At 37.1% G+C, this 15,925-nt stretch carries 14 protein-coding genes; all 14 read left to right on the top strand.

Translation table 11 applies throughout. From position 1 onward, the window contains the following. The first annotated feature begins 1 nt into the window (after position 1). On the top strand, positions 2-2,446 hold the full coding sequence (locus NO995_RS03555; protein ID WP_258226286.1) for a sugar-binding domain-containing protein: 2,445 nt from the start codon (positions 2-4) through the stop codon (positions 2,444-2,446). Positions 2,447-2,464: 18 nt separating this feature from the next. Next, positions 2,465-3,352: an AraC family transcriptional regulator gene (locus NO995_RS03550; protein ID WP_258226285.1), complete on the top strand. Its 888-nt coding sequence runs from the start codon at positions 2,465-2,467 to the stop codon at positions 3,350-3,352. Between the two features lie 129 nt (positions 3,353-3,481). Beyond that, entirely contained in the window at positions 3,482-5,146 is a 1,665-nt protein-coding gene (locus NO995_RS03545; RefSeq protein ID WP_258226284.1) for a UxaA family hydrolase, read from the top strand. Between the two features lie 37 nt (positions 5,147-5,183). Further along, a complete protein-coding gene (locus NO995_RS03540; RefSeq protein WP_258226283.1) occupies positions 5,184-6,200 on the top strand; it encodes a zinc-binding alcohol dehydrogenase family protein in 1,017 nt (338 codons plus the stop codon). An 11-nt stretch (positions 6,201-6,211) separates the two neighbouring features. Next, entirely contained in the window at positions 6,212-6,985 is a 774-nt protein-coding gene (locus NO995_RS03535) for an SDR family NAD(P)-dependent oxidoreductase (RefSeq protein ID WP_258226282.1), read from the top strand. Between the two features lies 1 nt (position 6,986). After that, positions 6,987-8,048 carry a glycoside hydrolase family protein gene (locus NO995_RS03530; protein WP_258226281.1) on the top strand — a complete coding sequence of 354 codons (1,062 nt, stop codon included), beginning with the start codon at positions 6,987-6,989 and terminating at the stop codon, positions 8,046-8,048. A 44-nt stretch (positions 8,049-8,092) separates the two neighbouring features. Next, positions 8,093-8,953: a fumarylacetoacetate hydrolase family protein gene (locus tag NO995_RS03525; RefSeq protein ID WP_258226280.1), complete on the top strand. Its 861-nt coding sequence runs from the start codon at positions 8,093-8,095 to the stop codon at positions 8,951-8,953. Further along, positions 8,950-9,777 carry an amidohydrolase gene (locus NO995_RS03520; RefSeq protein WP_258226279.1) on the top strand — a complete coding sequence of 276 codons (828 nt, stop codon included), beginning with the start codon at positions 8,950-8,952 and terminating at the stop codon, positions 9,775-9,777. Before NO995_RS03525 ends, NO995_RS03520 begins: the two co-directional genes overlap by 4 nt. A gap of 3 nt (positions 9,778-9,780) precedes the next feature. Next, complete coding sequence (locus NO995_RS03515) at positions 9,781-10,572, top strand: SDR family oxidoreductase (RefSeq protein WP_258226278.1); 792 nt, start codon at positions 9,781-9,783, stop codon at positions 10,570-10,572. A gap of 31 nt (positions 10,573-10,603) precedes the next feature. Further along, complete coding sequence (fucP, locus tag NO995_RS03510) at positions 10,604-11,911, top strand: L-fucose:H+ symporter permease (RefSeq protein ID WP_258226277.1); 1,308 nt, start codon at positions 10,604-10,606, stop codon at positions 11,909-11,911. Positions 11,912-11,914: 3 nt separating this feature from the next. Next, complete coding sequence (locus NO995_RS03505; protein WP_258226276.1) at positions 11,915-12,250, top strand: L-rhamnose mutarotase; 336 nt, start codon at positions 11,915-11,917, stop codon at positions 12,248-12,250. 231 nt (positions 12,251-12,481) lie between these two features. Next, on the top strand, positions 12,482-14,524 hold the full coding sequence (locus NO995_RS03500; protein ID WP_258226275.1) for a transketolase: 2,043 nt from the start codon (positions 12,482-12,484) through the stop codon (positions 14,522-14,524). Between the two features lie 16 nt (positions 14,525-14,540). Beyond that, on the top strand, positions 14,541-15,197 hold the full coding sequence (gene fsa, locus NO995_RS03495; RefSeq protein ID WP_240571964.1) for a fructose-6-phosphate aldolase: 657 nt from the start codon (positions 14,541-14,543) through the stop codon (positions 15,195-15,197). Positions 15,198-15,215: 18 nt separating this feature from the next. Continuing rightward, positions 15,216-15,893, top strand: a complete 678-nt coding sequence (locus tag NO995_RS03490) for an NUDIX hydrolase (protein WP_258226274.1) — start codon at positions 15,216-15,218, stop codon at positions 15,891-15,893. Positions 15,894-15,925 lie beyond the last annotated feature (32 nt).

The following is a 15,925-nucleotide window of genomic DNA, read 5'->3' as shown; positions in this document are numbered from 1 at the left end:
AATGAACAAGACATTAAACCAAACAAAAATCTTTAGTCTGTTGCTGTTAGTCAGCTTAATTTTTTCATGTAGTAAAACCGAAGAAATTGTTGAAAAAGATGCGCGTATTGTTGAAGATTTTAATTTCAACTGGAATTTTAAATTAGGAGATGTTCCTGAAGCGACTCAAGCCAATTTTAATACTACCGATTGGAGAACACTTAACTTACCGCACGATTGGAGTATTGAAGGTGAATTTAGTGAAGAACATCCTGCAAAACCAGAAGGTGGCGCGTTGCCAACAGGAACAGGTTGGTACAGAAAAACATTCACTTTGCCAGCAGATTGGAATGGCAAATCGGTTTCTGTTGAGTTTGATGGCGTGTACAGAAATAGTGAGGTTTGGATTAATGGGCATTATTTAGGTAAACGTCCGTATGGTTACATTTCTTTCGCTTATAATCTGACCGATTATTTAAATTTTGGAACAAAGGAAAATGTTATTGCTGTAAAAGTTGATAATAGCGAACAGCCGAATTCGCGTTGGTATTCCGGTTCTGGAATTTACAGAAATGTACGTTTAGTAGCTACCGAAAATTTATATATAGACCACTGGGGGACTTATGTTACCACACCAAAAGTTTTAAAGGATAAAGCAACTGTAGCTTTCGAAACCACGATTAAAAACGATAGCACGTCAAAACGAGTGTTTAAGTTAGTAAATACCATTTTAGATGCCGATAATTTAGAAGTTGCCGTTTCAGAGAAAATAGATACCATTCAACCACATACATCTTATGTCACTAGACAACAAATGGAAGTTGTAAATCCTGTGTTGTGGAGTGTTGAAAACCCGTATTTGTATACTGTGAAAACCAAAATTTATGAAGACGAGATGTTGGTTGATAATTACGAAACACCACTGGGTATTCGTTATTTCAGCTTCAATTCTAAAAAAGGTTTTTCATTAAACGGCGTTCCAACTAAAATTCATGGTGTTTGTTTGCATCACGATAACGGCGCTTTGGGAGCAGTTGCAAATAAATCGGCTATAAAAAGAAAACTTCAAATCATGAAAGATATGGGGGTTAATGCCATCCGCGTAGCGCATAATCCGTCGTCGTTAGAGTTATTACAATTGTGTGATGAAATGGGATTGATTGTTCAGGTGGAAGCTTTCGATGTTTGGAAAAAACGTAAAGTAAAGTTTGATTATAATGTAGAATGGGACGAATGGTATAAACGCGATTTACAGGATTTAATACGTCGTGATCGTAACAATCCGTCGGTGATGATGTGGAGTATAGGTAATGAAATTCGTGAGCAGTTCGATAGTACCGGAATCGCGATGACCAAAGATTTAGTGAAAATTGTTAAAAGTTTAGACCAAACCAGACCGGTAACCTGTGCCTTAACAGAGAACATTCCAGAGAAAAATTTTATCTATCAGTCAGGTGCTTTAGATCTTTTAGGATTTAATTACAAACATGAAGATTACGGTACTTTCCCTGAAAATTTTAAAGGTCAAAAAATAATAGCTTCCGAAAGTGTATCGGCTTTAGAAACACGTGGACATTACGATGCCACCTCGTCGGAAATTAAATTCTGGCCTCCGGCTCATAACGAACCGTTTGATGGTAACGATGATTATACTGTTTCAGCTTACGATAATGTAGCGGCTTACTGGGGAACTACCCACGAAGAAAACTGGAAAACCGTTAAGAAATTAGACTATATCGCAGGAACATTTATTTGGACAGGTTTTGATTATATCGGTGAGCCTATTCCGTATCCCTATCCGGCACGCAGTTCATATTTCGGAATTGTTGATTTAGCAGGTTTACCAAAAGATGTGTATTACATGTATCAAAGTGAGTGGAGCGATAAAAATGTGTTACACGTTTTACCACACTGGAACTGGAATTCAGGTCAGGATGTTGATGTTTGGGCCTATTATAATAACGCTGATGAGGTAGAACTTTTTGTTAACGGAACATCGCAAGGCGTAAAGTCTAAACAAGATGAAGAGTTGCATGTGTCTTGGAAGGTAAAATACGAACCAGGAACCATTAAAGTGGTCTCTCGAAAAGCCGGACAAGTGGTTTTAGAGAAAGAAGTACATACCGCAGGAGCTACTTCAAAATTAGAATTGGAAGCAGATAAAAAAGTGATTATAAACGATAATTACGATTTAGTTTATGTAACTGTGAATGTGAATGATGAGGAAGGTAACTTAGTGCCAAGAGCCAATAATTTAATTCATTTTAAAGTTACAGGTGGTGGAAAAATAGTAGGTGTTGATAACGGTTATCCGGCGAGTTTAGAATCGTTTAAAGCCAACTACCGTAAAGCGTATAACGGAAAATGTGTGGTTATTATTCAATCGAATGGTAAAGCTGAAAATATTCAGTTAAAAGCCACTTCTGAAGGCTTAAAAGAGGCATCTGTTCAAATTGATGTAGAATAAAAGTAAATATTAAAAATAATGAAACTTCATTTACTTGATAGGAGTACACCAAGCGATACCTCGTTTACGGCTAAAGTACATGAAGATTCTAATTTTTTAAAACTCTGGCATTACCATCCCGAGCTGGAACTGGTCGTTATTTTAAAAAGCAACGGCAATTGTTTTGTTGGGGATGGTATTGAAAAGTTTGAACCCGGCGATGTGTTTTTAATAGGAAAGAACACACCTCACATGTGGCTTAATCAGGAGGCCTATTTCGCAGACGATTCAGAGTTGGTTGCCAAGTCCATAGCTATTCACTTTAAAAAGGATTTTTTAGGAGAACATTTTTTTGAAACCCCCGAGATGCATCATCTGTCTGAGTTGTTTGATAGAGCGCGTTTTGGTATCAAGTTTTTAAATCTAAAAGGAGAACTCATAGAAACGGTTCAAAACATGTTAAATCTTAACGGATTTCATAAAACCATTACGTTTTTAAATATCCTGAATAAGCTTTCAAGTCATAAAAACTTTAAGCTATTGGCAAGTTCGGGATATATGAAAACCTTTAAAGTAAAAACAAATAAAACACTCGATAAGGTATATGCCTATATCTTTAAGAATTTTAATAGAGATATTTCTTTAGATGAAGTCGCTAAGATTGCCAATATGAATGCGACAGCGTTTAGTCGCTTGTTCAAACGTGTTAATGGTAAGCCATTTTCACGTTATGTGTCCGAGATTCGAATAGGGTATGCCTGTAAGTTGTTGTTGGAGCAGAAGGTGAATATTTCTCAGGTTTGTTATGAAGTAGGATTCAATAATATTTCAAATTTTAACCGACAATTTAAAATTGTAATGGACTGTAATCCATCAGAATATATAAAACAACATGTTAATTCTTATCAAGAGAATGAACTGGTTTAGAGGTATATTTATTGCTTTTAAATCAACTTGGTGAGATTTTAAGCAAAAATAATATCATGTTTAGTCATGATTTAGGAAGATTTGATGATTTAATATTTATAGTATTGCAATTATTAATCTTATTTATAAATGATAGGAAATAGACAAGAAATACTAAAAATACATTCGAAAGATAATGTATTAGTGGCTTTAACCGATTTGGTAAAGGGCACCGAACTTTCGTTTGAAAATCAATCATACACGTTGGTAGATGCTATCCCTGCCAAACATAAATTTTCAACCGAAAACTTTAAGGTTGGCGATCCAATTTACATGTATGGCGTTTTAGTAGGAAGAGCTAAAATCGATATACCTGAAGGCGGGCTTATTACTACCGAAAATTTAGAACATGACACCGAGCATTACAGTGCCGATCATGTTGTTGAAAAAGTACAATGGCAGGCACCCGATATTTCAAAGTTTAAAGATAAAACCTTTTTAGGTTATCACAGAACCAACGGAACTGTGGGCACCGAAAATAACTGGCTAATCATTCCTCTGGTATTTTGTCAGAACAGAAATGTTGAGGTGTTAAAAAGTGCCTTAGTCGATAAGTTAGGTTTTGGTAAACAACAGCATTTAGGTTTAAATGTCGATACTTTAATTGAAACGTATAAATCAGGTGGTTCTGCGGAAGCGATTTTAGAACAAGATATTTTAAAGGAAGCCGACGATGTTTATAAAAATCCGTTATTTCCAAATGTTGATGGCATTCGCTTTTTAACCCACGATGGAGGTTGTGGCGGTTCAACATCTGACGCCATTGCCTTATGTCATTTATTGGCCGGTTATATTAACAATCCGAATGTGGCTGGAGCTACGGTATTAAGTTTAGGTTGCCAGCACGCGCAATCGAAAATTTTGCAGGATGCCCTAGGTAAAATGGCACCAAATACCGATAAGCCGGTTTACTTTTTAGAGCAGCAGCACATGAATTCTGAAAAAGAACTATTGGCTGAAGCTGTAAAGAAAACCTTTGTCGGATTAATCGAAGCAAATAAAGTGGAGCGTCAACCAGCGACATTAGATAAACTGGTTATCGGTCTGGAATGTGGAGGTTCTGATGGGTTTTCAGGTATTTCAGCGAATCCTGTTTTAGGTTATGTGTCCGATTTATTAGTCGGACTTGGAGGTGCAACTGTTTTAGCTGAGTTTCCGGAGTTGAACGGAGTTGAACAGGAATTAATCAATAGATGTCAGTCGAAAGAGAAAGCCGATAAGTTTTCAAATATCATGGCTGTTTATAATGAAAAGGCGACGTTGTTAGGCGGCGGATTTTCAGCAAATCCTTCACCAGGAAATATAAAAGATGGATTAATCACCGACGCGATAAAGTCGGCGGGTGCTGCAAAAAAAGGCGGAACATCGCCAGTTGAAGACGTTTTGGATTATACTGAACAAGTGGTTAAACCGGGACTGAATTTGTTATGTACACCGGGTAACGATGTTGAGTCGACTACCGGATTGGCAGGTTCAGGAACCAATATTATTTTATTTACAACTGGTTTGGGAACGCCAACAGGAAACCCGATTACACCGGTCATTAAAGTGTCGTCAAACACAAAATTATTCAATAGAATGAACGATATCATCGATTTTAATACAGGTGGTGTTATTGATGGCGAAGCGACTATTGAAGAAACAGGTGAACAATTACTGGAATTTGTAATAGAAGTTGCCAGTGGAAAACAGGTTAAAGCAAGAACATTAGAGCAGAACGATTTCATTCCTTGGAAACGAGGCATGTCGTTATAGAGAAAAGAGAGTTAGTATAATTAAGTATTCAGAAATAATGAACTATATAGTTTGCGAAGAACCAACAAAATTCGCGTTAAAAGAAAAAGAACAACCGGTTCGCGAGGCGAATCAGGCGTTAATTAAAATTCACCGCGTTGGTATTTGCGGTACCGATTTGCATGCCTATTCAGGAAATCAGGCATTTTTTACCTACCCAAGAATTTTAGGGCACGAGTTGGCTGCTGAAATTTTAGAGGTTGGAGAAAACAATCAGAACTTAAAAGTAGGCGATAAGGTTATTGTGATGCCTTACGTAAGTTGTGGTGAGTGTATTGCCTGTAGAAAAGGTAAAACAAACTGTTGCAGTAATATTAAGGTTTTAGGTGTTCACGCCGATGGCGGAATGCAGGAAGTGGTTGCGGTAAGAACCGATTTATTAATTCCGGCAAATACGTTGTCTTATGAAGAAATGGCTATCGTAGAGCCTTTAGCTATTGGTGCACATGCCATTCGTAGAGCCGATGTTGAAGTTGGTGAATTTATTGTAGTTGTTGGTTGTGGACCAATCGGAATTGGTTTAATGAAACTGGCACAAATTAAAGGTGCTGAAGTGATTGCTATCGATGTTGACGAGTCGCGTTTAGCGTTTGTAAAAAATGAAATTGGTGTAAAACATGTGGTGAAAGTTTCAGAAACAGCAGCCGAAGAAGTGTCTAAAATTACCAATGGCGACTTAGCTACTGCGGTTTTCGATTGTACAGGAAACAAACGAGCGCTTGAAGGTGGTATTGCTTACATGTCTCATGGCGGACGTTACGTATTGGTAGGACTTTCAAAAGGCGAGTTGGTGTTTAGTCACCCGGGAATTCACGCTAAAGAGTCTACGATTATGTGTAGTAGAAATGCGACTTTAGAAGATTTTCAATTTGTTATTGATAACCTTCCACAGTTTCCGACAGATAAATTTGTAACACATCAGGTGCCTTATACCGAAATGATTGCTAACTTCGATTCTTGGCTAGATCCAAAGAACGGGGTGATTAAAGCGATGGTTAATTTTAGTGCAGAGTAAAACATAGAAAAATGAAATTTAGTTTAGAAAACAAAACAGCTATAGTTACCGGAGGCGGTAGCGGAATAGGTAAAGCTATTTCTAAAACATTAGCTGGTCAAGGCGCTTTTGTTCATATTTTAGAATTGAATGTTGAAAATGCCGAAGTAACAAAATCTGAGATCGAAGCCGATGGCGGAAAAGCAGCGGTACACCAATGTAATGTGGTAAATCAAGCCGACGTTGTTGAAGTCATTAATAAAATTGCTGAAGAAAGCGGACTTGATATTTTAATCAATAATGCAGGAATCGCACATATTGGTAATGTTGAAAACACACCAGAGGCCGATTTAGATCGCGTGTATAGTGTGAATGTAAAAGGTGTTTATAACTGTATTTTTGCATCGGTTCCTCACATGAAAGCTAAAGGTGGTGTGATTATTAATATGGCATCAATTGCATCGTCTGTTGGACTAAACGATCGTTTTGCTTACTCGATGTCTAAAGGAGCGGCTTTAACCATGACCTATTCTGTGGCTAAAGATTATATTAACGACGGTATTCGTTGTAACTGTATTTCTCCAGCACGTGTACATACACCATTTGTTGACGGATTCTTAAAAAATAATTATCCGGGAAGAGAAGCTGAAATGTTCGAGAAATTATCTCAAACACAACCAATCGGTCGTATGGGTAAACCTCAGGAGATTGCCGATTTAGCACTGTTTTTATGTTCAGATGAAGCGTCATTCATTACTGGAACAGATTTCCCTATCGATGGCGGATTTATAAAATTAAACGGATAAGATGATTAAACTGATTCGTCCTTTTATTATTATAATGGTTGCTTTGGTTTATGCTTCTAGTGGTGCACAAAATGCTCCCGATAATTTAGATTTAACAAACCATTTAAAACCCATTTCAGCTGAAAATATTTTTAAAACAGAAGGCTATTACAATTGGGGAACATCCATTTTAAAAGGGGATGATGGTAAATATCATATGTTTTATTCCCGTTGGAAAAAAGACTACGGATTTTATGGTTGGCTAACGCACTCTGAAATCGCACATGCAGTTTCAGACCATCCAGCAGGACCATGGATTTATTTGGAAACAGCTTTACAAGGTCCTCGGGAAAACCGATGGGATGCGATAACGGCACATAATCCTAAAATTAAATATTTCGACGGAAAATATTATCTGTATTATGTGGGGACCAATTTAGGTGATAAGAATTTTTCAGAAGAAGAATTGATAGAGACAGCGCATATAGGTTATAGTCATCCAAATTGGAAAATTTTAAGACCAAATCAGCGTGTGGGTGTTGCAGTGTCAAATTCTGTTAATGGTCCATGGAAACGTTCCGATAAACCGTTAATAGAACCTTCGGGGCCTATAACAACGCTAACGGTAAATCCGGCGATAACTCAAGCTAAGAATGGAAATTATTATCTTATAGTTAAAGGTGATAAACCTAACGAAAAGCGTTTTATCAGAAATCAGGCTATGGCCATTTCTAAATCGCCAACAGGTCCTTTTGAAATTCAGGAAAAACCTGTTATCGATTATATTGATACCGAAGATATGTCTATGTGGTACGATGAGGACAGAGACCGCTTTTATGGTGTGTTCCATGCTGAAGGTTTTATAGGAATGGTGACCTCGGCAGATGGAATTCATTGGGAGAAAGCTCAAAATTATGAGTTGATGCCTAAGAAGGTAAAACAGGAAGATGGAAACTTGTTAATACCCGGGCGTTTAGAACGTCCGTTTATATATCAGGAAAACGGCAGTCCTAAAGTTTTGGGGCTTGCTGTAAAACAAGGCGATGAATCTTTCAGTATTTTTATACCAATAGAGGAAATTTAAAAAGAAGAGAATTTAAAAGTAAAAGAACTAATAAACTATAAAAGATGAAATTAATACGATTTGGAGAAGCTGGTAAAGAAAAACCAGGAGTTCAATTACCAGACGGAACAAAAATAGATGTATCAGCTTTCGCTGAAGATTATACAGAACGCTTTTTTGAAACAAACGGATTAGCGCGTTTAGAGGAATGGTTAAAAATTAATCAGTCGAAATGCGAAGTAGTTGGGGAAGATGTACGACTAGGATCGCCAATCTGTCGTCCTTCAAAGTTAGTTTGCATCGGATTAAATTATGCAAAACACGCCGCTGAAGCAGGTATGAAAATACCAAGTGAGCCTGTATTGTTTTTCAAATCAACAACAGCTATTGTTGGTCCTAACGACGATGTTATCATTCCTAAAGGTAGTGAAAAAACCGACTGGGAAGTAGAGTTAGCTGTGGTTATTGGTAAAAAGGCATCTTATATTTCACAAGACGAGGTTATGGACCATATCGCTGGTTATGTATTACATAACGATGTAAGTGAGCGTGCTTTCCAGATTGAAAAAGAAGGACAATGGTGTAAAGGAAAGGGCTGCGATACGTTTGCGCCACTTGGACCATTCTTAGCAACTAAAGACGAAATTAAAGATCCGAATAACTTACACTTATGGCTAAAGTTAAACGGTGAAATGATGCAGGATAGTTCTACTTCAGATTTCATTTTCAATATTCAGGAATCTATCAGTTATATCAGTCAGTTTATGACGTTACTTCCTGGAGATGTCATTTCAACAGGAACGCCATTCGGTGTTGGTTTAGGTTTAACGCCTCCACTTTATTTAAAACCTGGCGATGTTATGGAATTAGGTATTGAAGGTTTAGGAATATCAAAACAAAATGTTATCGCATACCCAGGAAAATGATAATAGATAGTCATCAACATTTTTGGAAATACGAACCCGTAAAACATGCATGGATTGATGATGATATGGCTGTAATTCGTAAGGACTTTATGCCTTCCGATTTACAGTCTGTTTATCAGGACAACGGTGTTGACGGTTGTGTGGCGGTTCAAGCCGATCAAACCCTTGAAGAAACCGATTTTTTACTTCAGCTTTCAAAAGACAACAGTTTTATAAAAGGCGTTGTAGGTTGGGTAGATTTAAGAGCCGATAATTTAGAAACGACACTGGAAAAATACATCGAAGCCAATAAATTAAAAGGGTTCAGGCATGTGGTTCAGGGCGAGCCAGATCATAACTTTTTGTTACGCCCTGATTTTTTAAGAGGTATTGAGGTACTTCAGAAAAACAATTACACTTACGATATTTTAATTTTTCCGCATCAATTAGGAGCAGCTTTAGAGTTTGTTAAGTGTTTTCCTAACATGAATTTCGTTGTCGATCATATCGCGAAACCTTATATTAAAGATGGTTTTTACGATGGTTGGGCTGCTTTAATGACGGAAATAGCAAAGTATGAAAACGTGTATTGTAAAATGTCTGGTATCATTACGGAAGCCGATTATCACACCTGGACGCCTGAGCAAATTCAACCATATATGGAGCTGGTTTTAGAAGCTTTTGGTTCAAATCGTGTAATGTATGGTTCAGACTGGCCAGTTTGTTTGGTAGCAGGTAACTACACAAAAGTAAAAGAATTAACAACAAATTTTATTGCAACATTAAGTACCAGTGAGCAACAGCAAATTATGGGTACTAATGCGGTGAAATTTTATAAACTATAAGACATGGATTTACATTTAAAAGACAAAGTAGTTGTAGTTACTGGTGCTGCCGGAGTTAAAGGTAGTATTGGTGAAACTATTGTTCAGCGTTTAGCTGATGAAGGCGCTATTCCAGTGATTGTTTGTAGAAACGATCGTGGTTTTGGTTACGAAAAGGAATTACAGGAACGTGGTGTCGATTCGATTTTTGTGAAAACCGATTTAACCGATCCTGTTCAAATTGAATCGGCAGTAAAAACCATTGCTGAAAAATACGGACGAATTGATGCTCTGATTAACAACGTTGGGGTTAATGACGGTGCAGGATTAGATGCGTCAATCGACGATTTTATGTGGTCGTTGAAACTTAATTTAGTTAGTTTCTTTGCAATGACGAAGTATTGTTTACCATACATTAAAGCGTCTAAAGGAAATATCTTAAATATCGGTTCTAAAGTTGGCATGACGGGACAAGGTGGAACATCGGGTTACGCAGCTTCAAAAGGAGGCGTACTTGGTTTAACACGCGAGTGGGCTGTCGATTTAATTAAAGAAAACATCCGTGTAAACGCGATTGTTATTGCAGAAAGCTGGACACCGGCTTACGACACCTGGATTAAAACCCTTGAAAACGGTGAGGAGAAATTGCAGTCTATCGTGAAGAAGATTCCTTTAGAACACCGTATGACAACGCCTGAAGAAATTGCAGATACCTGTTTATTTACCATTTCAGACAGATCGTCGCATACTACAGGACAATTCATTTTTGTAGATGGTGGTTATGTTCATTTAGACCGATCGTTATTAACCGAATAATTAAAAATTCAACAAAACTAAATAAGACATTATGGCTAAAGTACCAGTGGTAGCGAAAACTGTTATCGTTCCGTTTATATTAATTACTTCTTTATTTGCCCTTTGGGGATTTGCAAACGATATTACAAACCCCATGGTTTCGGCATTTAAAAAAGTATTAGAACTCGATAATTTTAAGGCTTCTTTGGTTCAAATGGCATTTTATGGCGGGTATTTTACCATGGCGCTTCCTGCGGCAATTTTCGTAAATAAATATTCTTATAAAAAAGGAGTTTTACTCGGTTTAGCATTGTACGCTATTGGTGCACTTTTGTTTTACCCGGCAGCCGAATTTGAAGCTTTTGGATTCTTCTTAGCTGCGCTATATATTTTAACTTTCGGATTGGCGTTTTTAGAAACCACTGCGAATCCGTATATTCTTTCTATGGGAGCGGAGGAAACAGCTACTCAGCGTTTAAATCTGGCACAGGCATTTAACCCAATGGGAGCGTTAGGCGGATTAATTGTAGCTCAAAAGTTTATTTTAGGTTCGCTTCAATCGGATGATTTAAATGCTGATGGAACCTCCGTTTTTGAAACTTTAGATGAAGCTTCCAAGTCAGTGATTAGAACTGCCGATTTACAGGTTATTCGTAATCCGTATGTATTATTAGGTGTGGTTGTTATTGGCTTTTTTATTCTGATTGCCATGATGAAAATGCCTCAAAATAAAGAGCAGGAAACCAAAGTGTCTGTAGTCGGTTCTATAAAACGTTTATTTTCTTCAAAGAAGTTTGTTTGGGGTGTTATTGCCCAAGCGTTTTATGTGGGTGCACAAATCATGTGCTGGACATACTTGTACCAATATGCGGAGTCTATCGGTATCGATAATCAATCGGCAGTGACTTATGGTATAAGTGCCTTAGTGATATTTTTGACCGGTAGATGGGTTGGTACAGCCCTTTTAAAATATATTAATAGTGGAAGGCTGTTGTTTTATTTTTCAATAGGTGCATTGATTTGTACTTTAACTACAATTTTTGTTCCAGGCATGATCGGACTTTATGCCTTAGTAGGAATTTCATTCTTCATGTCTATAATGTTCCCAACCATTTATGGTATTGCACTTGAAGGGCAAGGAGAAGACGCTAAGTTTGGTGCAGCTTTCTTGGTTATGGCTATTGTTGGTGGTGCTTTAATGCCTACGTTGCAAGGGTTAATCTTAGATTTGGGTGGCGTTGGTTATACCGATATTAAAATTTTAGGAGTGCCTGAAGTTAATTTTTCATTTATATTGCCAGCTTCATGTTTCCTCATTATTGGTTATTATGGTATTATGGTATATAAAAAGAATTTCTAAGCAATGAGAACAAAACGATACGCACTCGCCTGTGATTTAAAGGACAATCCTGAATTAATAGCTGAATATATTAAGCTTCACAAAAACGTATGGCCTGAAATATTAGAAAGTATAAAGGCAGCCGGTATAGAGGACATGGAAATCTATAATATTGAAAATAGATTGTTCATGATTATGGAAGTGAACGATTCATTTTCATTTGAAAGAAAAGCCGAAATGGATGCTAATAATCTTAAAGTTCAGGAATGGGAAAATTTTATGTGGAAATTTCAGCAGGAATTACCTATGGCAAAACCCGGTGAAAAATGGATGCTTCTCGATAGTATTTTCAAGCTTTAGCAGATTCCTTCATTTAATAACTTTCAAACCAAAATTTAGTTTTTTTAAAAACCAGTCAAAAAATTTACAAGTGTTTTTTGTACACTTATAAATAAATGTTATATATTTGTGAATATCAAATTCTAATGCGTTTAAAATAGGCTTTAGGTAAAATGTTTTTTTATTTTTGCACAATTATTTTAAATGCGTTCAACAAACTAAAACGTTGACTATTAAATTAACTAAATTAAAATGAACAAAAAATTAGATCAGCAGGCAGCAGATAATATCAGAGCATTGGCTGTAGCGATGGTAGAAAAGGCAAATTCAGGACACCCTGGAGGACCAATGGGAGGTGCAGATTTCATGCACATTCTTTATTCAGAGTTCTTTAACTTCGATCCAACCGATATGGAGTGGCCGTTTAGAGACCGCTTTTTCATGGATGCAGGGCACTTATCTACATTAATGTATGCTCAGTATTATCTATTAGGGAATTATGCAAAGGATGATGTAGCTAATTTTAGACAATGGGGTTCTATTACACCAGGTCACCCAGAGGTAGATGTTAAAAGAGGTATTGAAAATACATCTGGACCATTAGGTCAGGGACACACTATGGGAGTTGGAGCTGCAATCGCTGCTAAATTTTTACAGGCACGATTTGGAGACTGGATGAACCACAAAATCTACGGATTTATTTCAGATGGTGGTATTCAGGAAGAGATTTCTCAAGGTGCTGGTCGTATTGCAGGTCACTTAGGATTAAGTAATTTTATCATGTTCTTCGATTCTAACGATATTCAGTTATCAACTTCAACAGATGAGGTAACAACTGAAGATACTGCAATGAAATATGAAGCTTGGGGATGGAAAGTTGTAACCATCGACGGTCACAACCACGACGAAATTCGTAAAGCATTACAAGATGCTAACGCTGAAACAGAAAAACCAACCTTAATTATTGGTAAAACAATTATGGGTAAAGGTTGTGTAGCTGCCGATGGTAGTATGTTTGAAGGTCACTGTGAATTACACGGTCAGCCAATTGGACACACCGGTGCAGATTACGCTAAAACGATGGAAAACTTAGGTGCAGATACAGAAAATCCGTTTGATATTTATCCGGAAGTTGAAGCATTTTATAAAGATATTCTTGCTCAAAAAACAGCTCAGGCTGCAGAGAAAAAAGCTGAAATCGAGGCTTGGAAATCTGCAAACCCTGCACTAGCTGAAAAACTAGACTTCTTCTTATCTGGTCAATTACCAGAATTAGATTTCTCAGCTATCGAGCAAAAACCAGGTGTAGCGTCACGTGTGGCGTCTTCAACAGTTTTAGGTTACTTAGCTGAAAACGTTGAAAACATGATCGTGTCTTCTGCCGATTTATCAAATTCAGATAAAACAGATGGTTTCTTAAAGAAATCACACGCACTTAAAAAAGGTGATTTCTCTGGAGGTTTCTTACAAGCTGGTGTTGCCGAGTTAACTATGGCTTCTATCGCTAACGGTATTGCGTTACATGGTGGTATTATCCCGGTTGTGGCAACCTTCTTTGTATTCTCAGATTACATGAAACCAGCCATTCGTTTAAGTGGTATTCAGGAATTACCGGTTAAGTATGTTTGGACACACGATGCGTTTCGTGTAGGAGAGGATGGTCCAACGCACCAGCCAATCGAGCAGGAAGCTCAAATTCGTTTATTAGAAAAGCTTAAAAATCACAGCGGAAAACCAAGTTTCTTAGCTTTACGTCCTGCTGATGCTGCTGAGACTTCTGTAGCTTGGAAAATGGCTTTAGAAAATACAACGACACCTTCAGGTTTAATCTTGTCTAGACAAAATATTAAAGATGTTCCTGCACAGGGCGATTCAAGATATAACGAAGCTTTAGCTGCTGAAAAAGGTGGTTATTTAGTGAAAGAAGTTGAAAATCCAGACGTGGTGTTAATCGCCAACGGATCGGAAGTATCAACTTTACTAGCTGCTGCTGAAATTTTAGAAAACGAAAACGGATTAAAAGTGAATATTGCTTCAGTAATTTCAGAAGGTGTATTCAGATTACAATCTAAAGAGTACCAAAACAGCGTGATTCCTAAAAATAAACCATTATTTGGTTTAACAGCTGGGTTGCCAGTTAACTTAGAAGGTTTAGTAGGTGATGCTGGTAAAGTATTCGGATTAGATCACTTCGGATATTCTGCCCCTGCAGGTGTTCTTGATGAGAAATTCGGATTTACAGGACCACAGGTAAGCCAACAGGTTTTAGAGTATTTAAAAGCATATAACAACTAATAAAATAGGATATAAAATGAAATTTTTTATTGATACAGCAAACCTAGACGAAATTGCAGAAGCACAGGCTTTAGGGGTATTAGATGGTGTTACAACTAACCCATCTTTAATGGCTAAGGAAGGCATTACTGGTGAAGCAAATATTTTAGCACACTACCAAAAGATATGTGATATTGTTGATGGTGATGTTAGTGCTGAGGTAATTTCTACAGACTTTGAAGGTATGGTAAAAGAAGGTGAGGCTTTAGCTGCACTTCACCCACAAATCGTGGTTAAATTACCTTTAATTGCTGATGGTATTAAAGCATGTAAATATTTTTCGGATAAAGGCATCAGAACAAACGTGACATTAGTATTCTCCGCTGGGCAGGCCTTATTAGCTGCTAAAGCAGGGGCAACTTATGTATCTCCTTTCTTAGGACGTTTAGATGATATCTCTACTGATGGATTAAACTTAATCGCTGAAATCAGACAGATTTATGATAACTACGGTTTCGAAACACAAATTTTATCGGCTTCAATCCGTCACACAATGCACGTTATCGACTGTGCTAAAATTGGTAGTGATGTGATGACAGGACCTTTATCGTCTATTACAGGATTATTAAAACACCCTTTAACAGATATTGGTTTAGCTAAGTTCTTAGAGGATTACAAAAAAGGAAATCAATAATAGTAAGACTAATTTGTTGTGAATAAGATATTGGAACAAAAACAACAAATTAAGCTCGCTGTAGATTGTATCATTTTCGGGTTTAATAACAACAGGCTGGAATTGCTTCTGGTACATCGTGGTTTTGAACCCGAAAAAGGTAAATGGTCTTTAATTGGTGGTTTTGTTGGTAACGATGAAGATATTGACGATGCTGCTAATCGTGTTCTGTATGATTTATCCGGATTGGAAAACATCTATATGGAACAGGTACGAACCTTTGGTAAGGCAGATAGAGACCCTTCAGGGCGCGTAGTATCTACCACGTATAGTGCGATGATTTTAAAATCGGAGTATAACGAGGAGCGTATAGGAAAATACGATGCGAAGTGGTTTCCAATTGAAGAATTACCAGAGCTTATTTTCGATCACAGTGAGATGGTAGGATCCGCAATTCGACGTTTGAGACGTCGTGTTAGAAATTTCCCTATAGCGTTTAATTTATTACCGGCTAAATTTACTTTACCACAGTTACAAATGCTGTATGAAGGTATTTTAAGTGAGCAACTTGATAAAAGAAACTTCAGAAGGAAAGTATCACAGATGGATTACTTGGTTAGATTAGAAGAAAAAGACATGTCTGAATCCAGAAAAGGTGCTTATTTCTATCAGTTTGACGAAGAACTTTATAACAAAGAATTGAACTTCAATTTATAACAACGAAAAAAATAACTTTTAATAAGTTATTT

This window comes from Aestuariibaculum sp. M13, from assembly GCF_024723255.1.
Lineage (GTDB): Bacteria > Bacteroidota > Bacteroidia > Flavobacteriales > Flavobacteriaceae > Aestuariibaculum > Aestuariibaculum lutulentum.
This window is presented reverse-complemented; position numbering and strand designations above follow the sequence as displayed.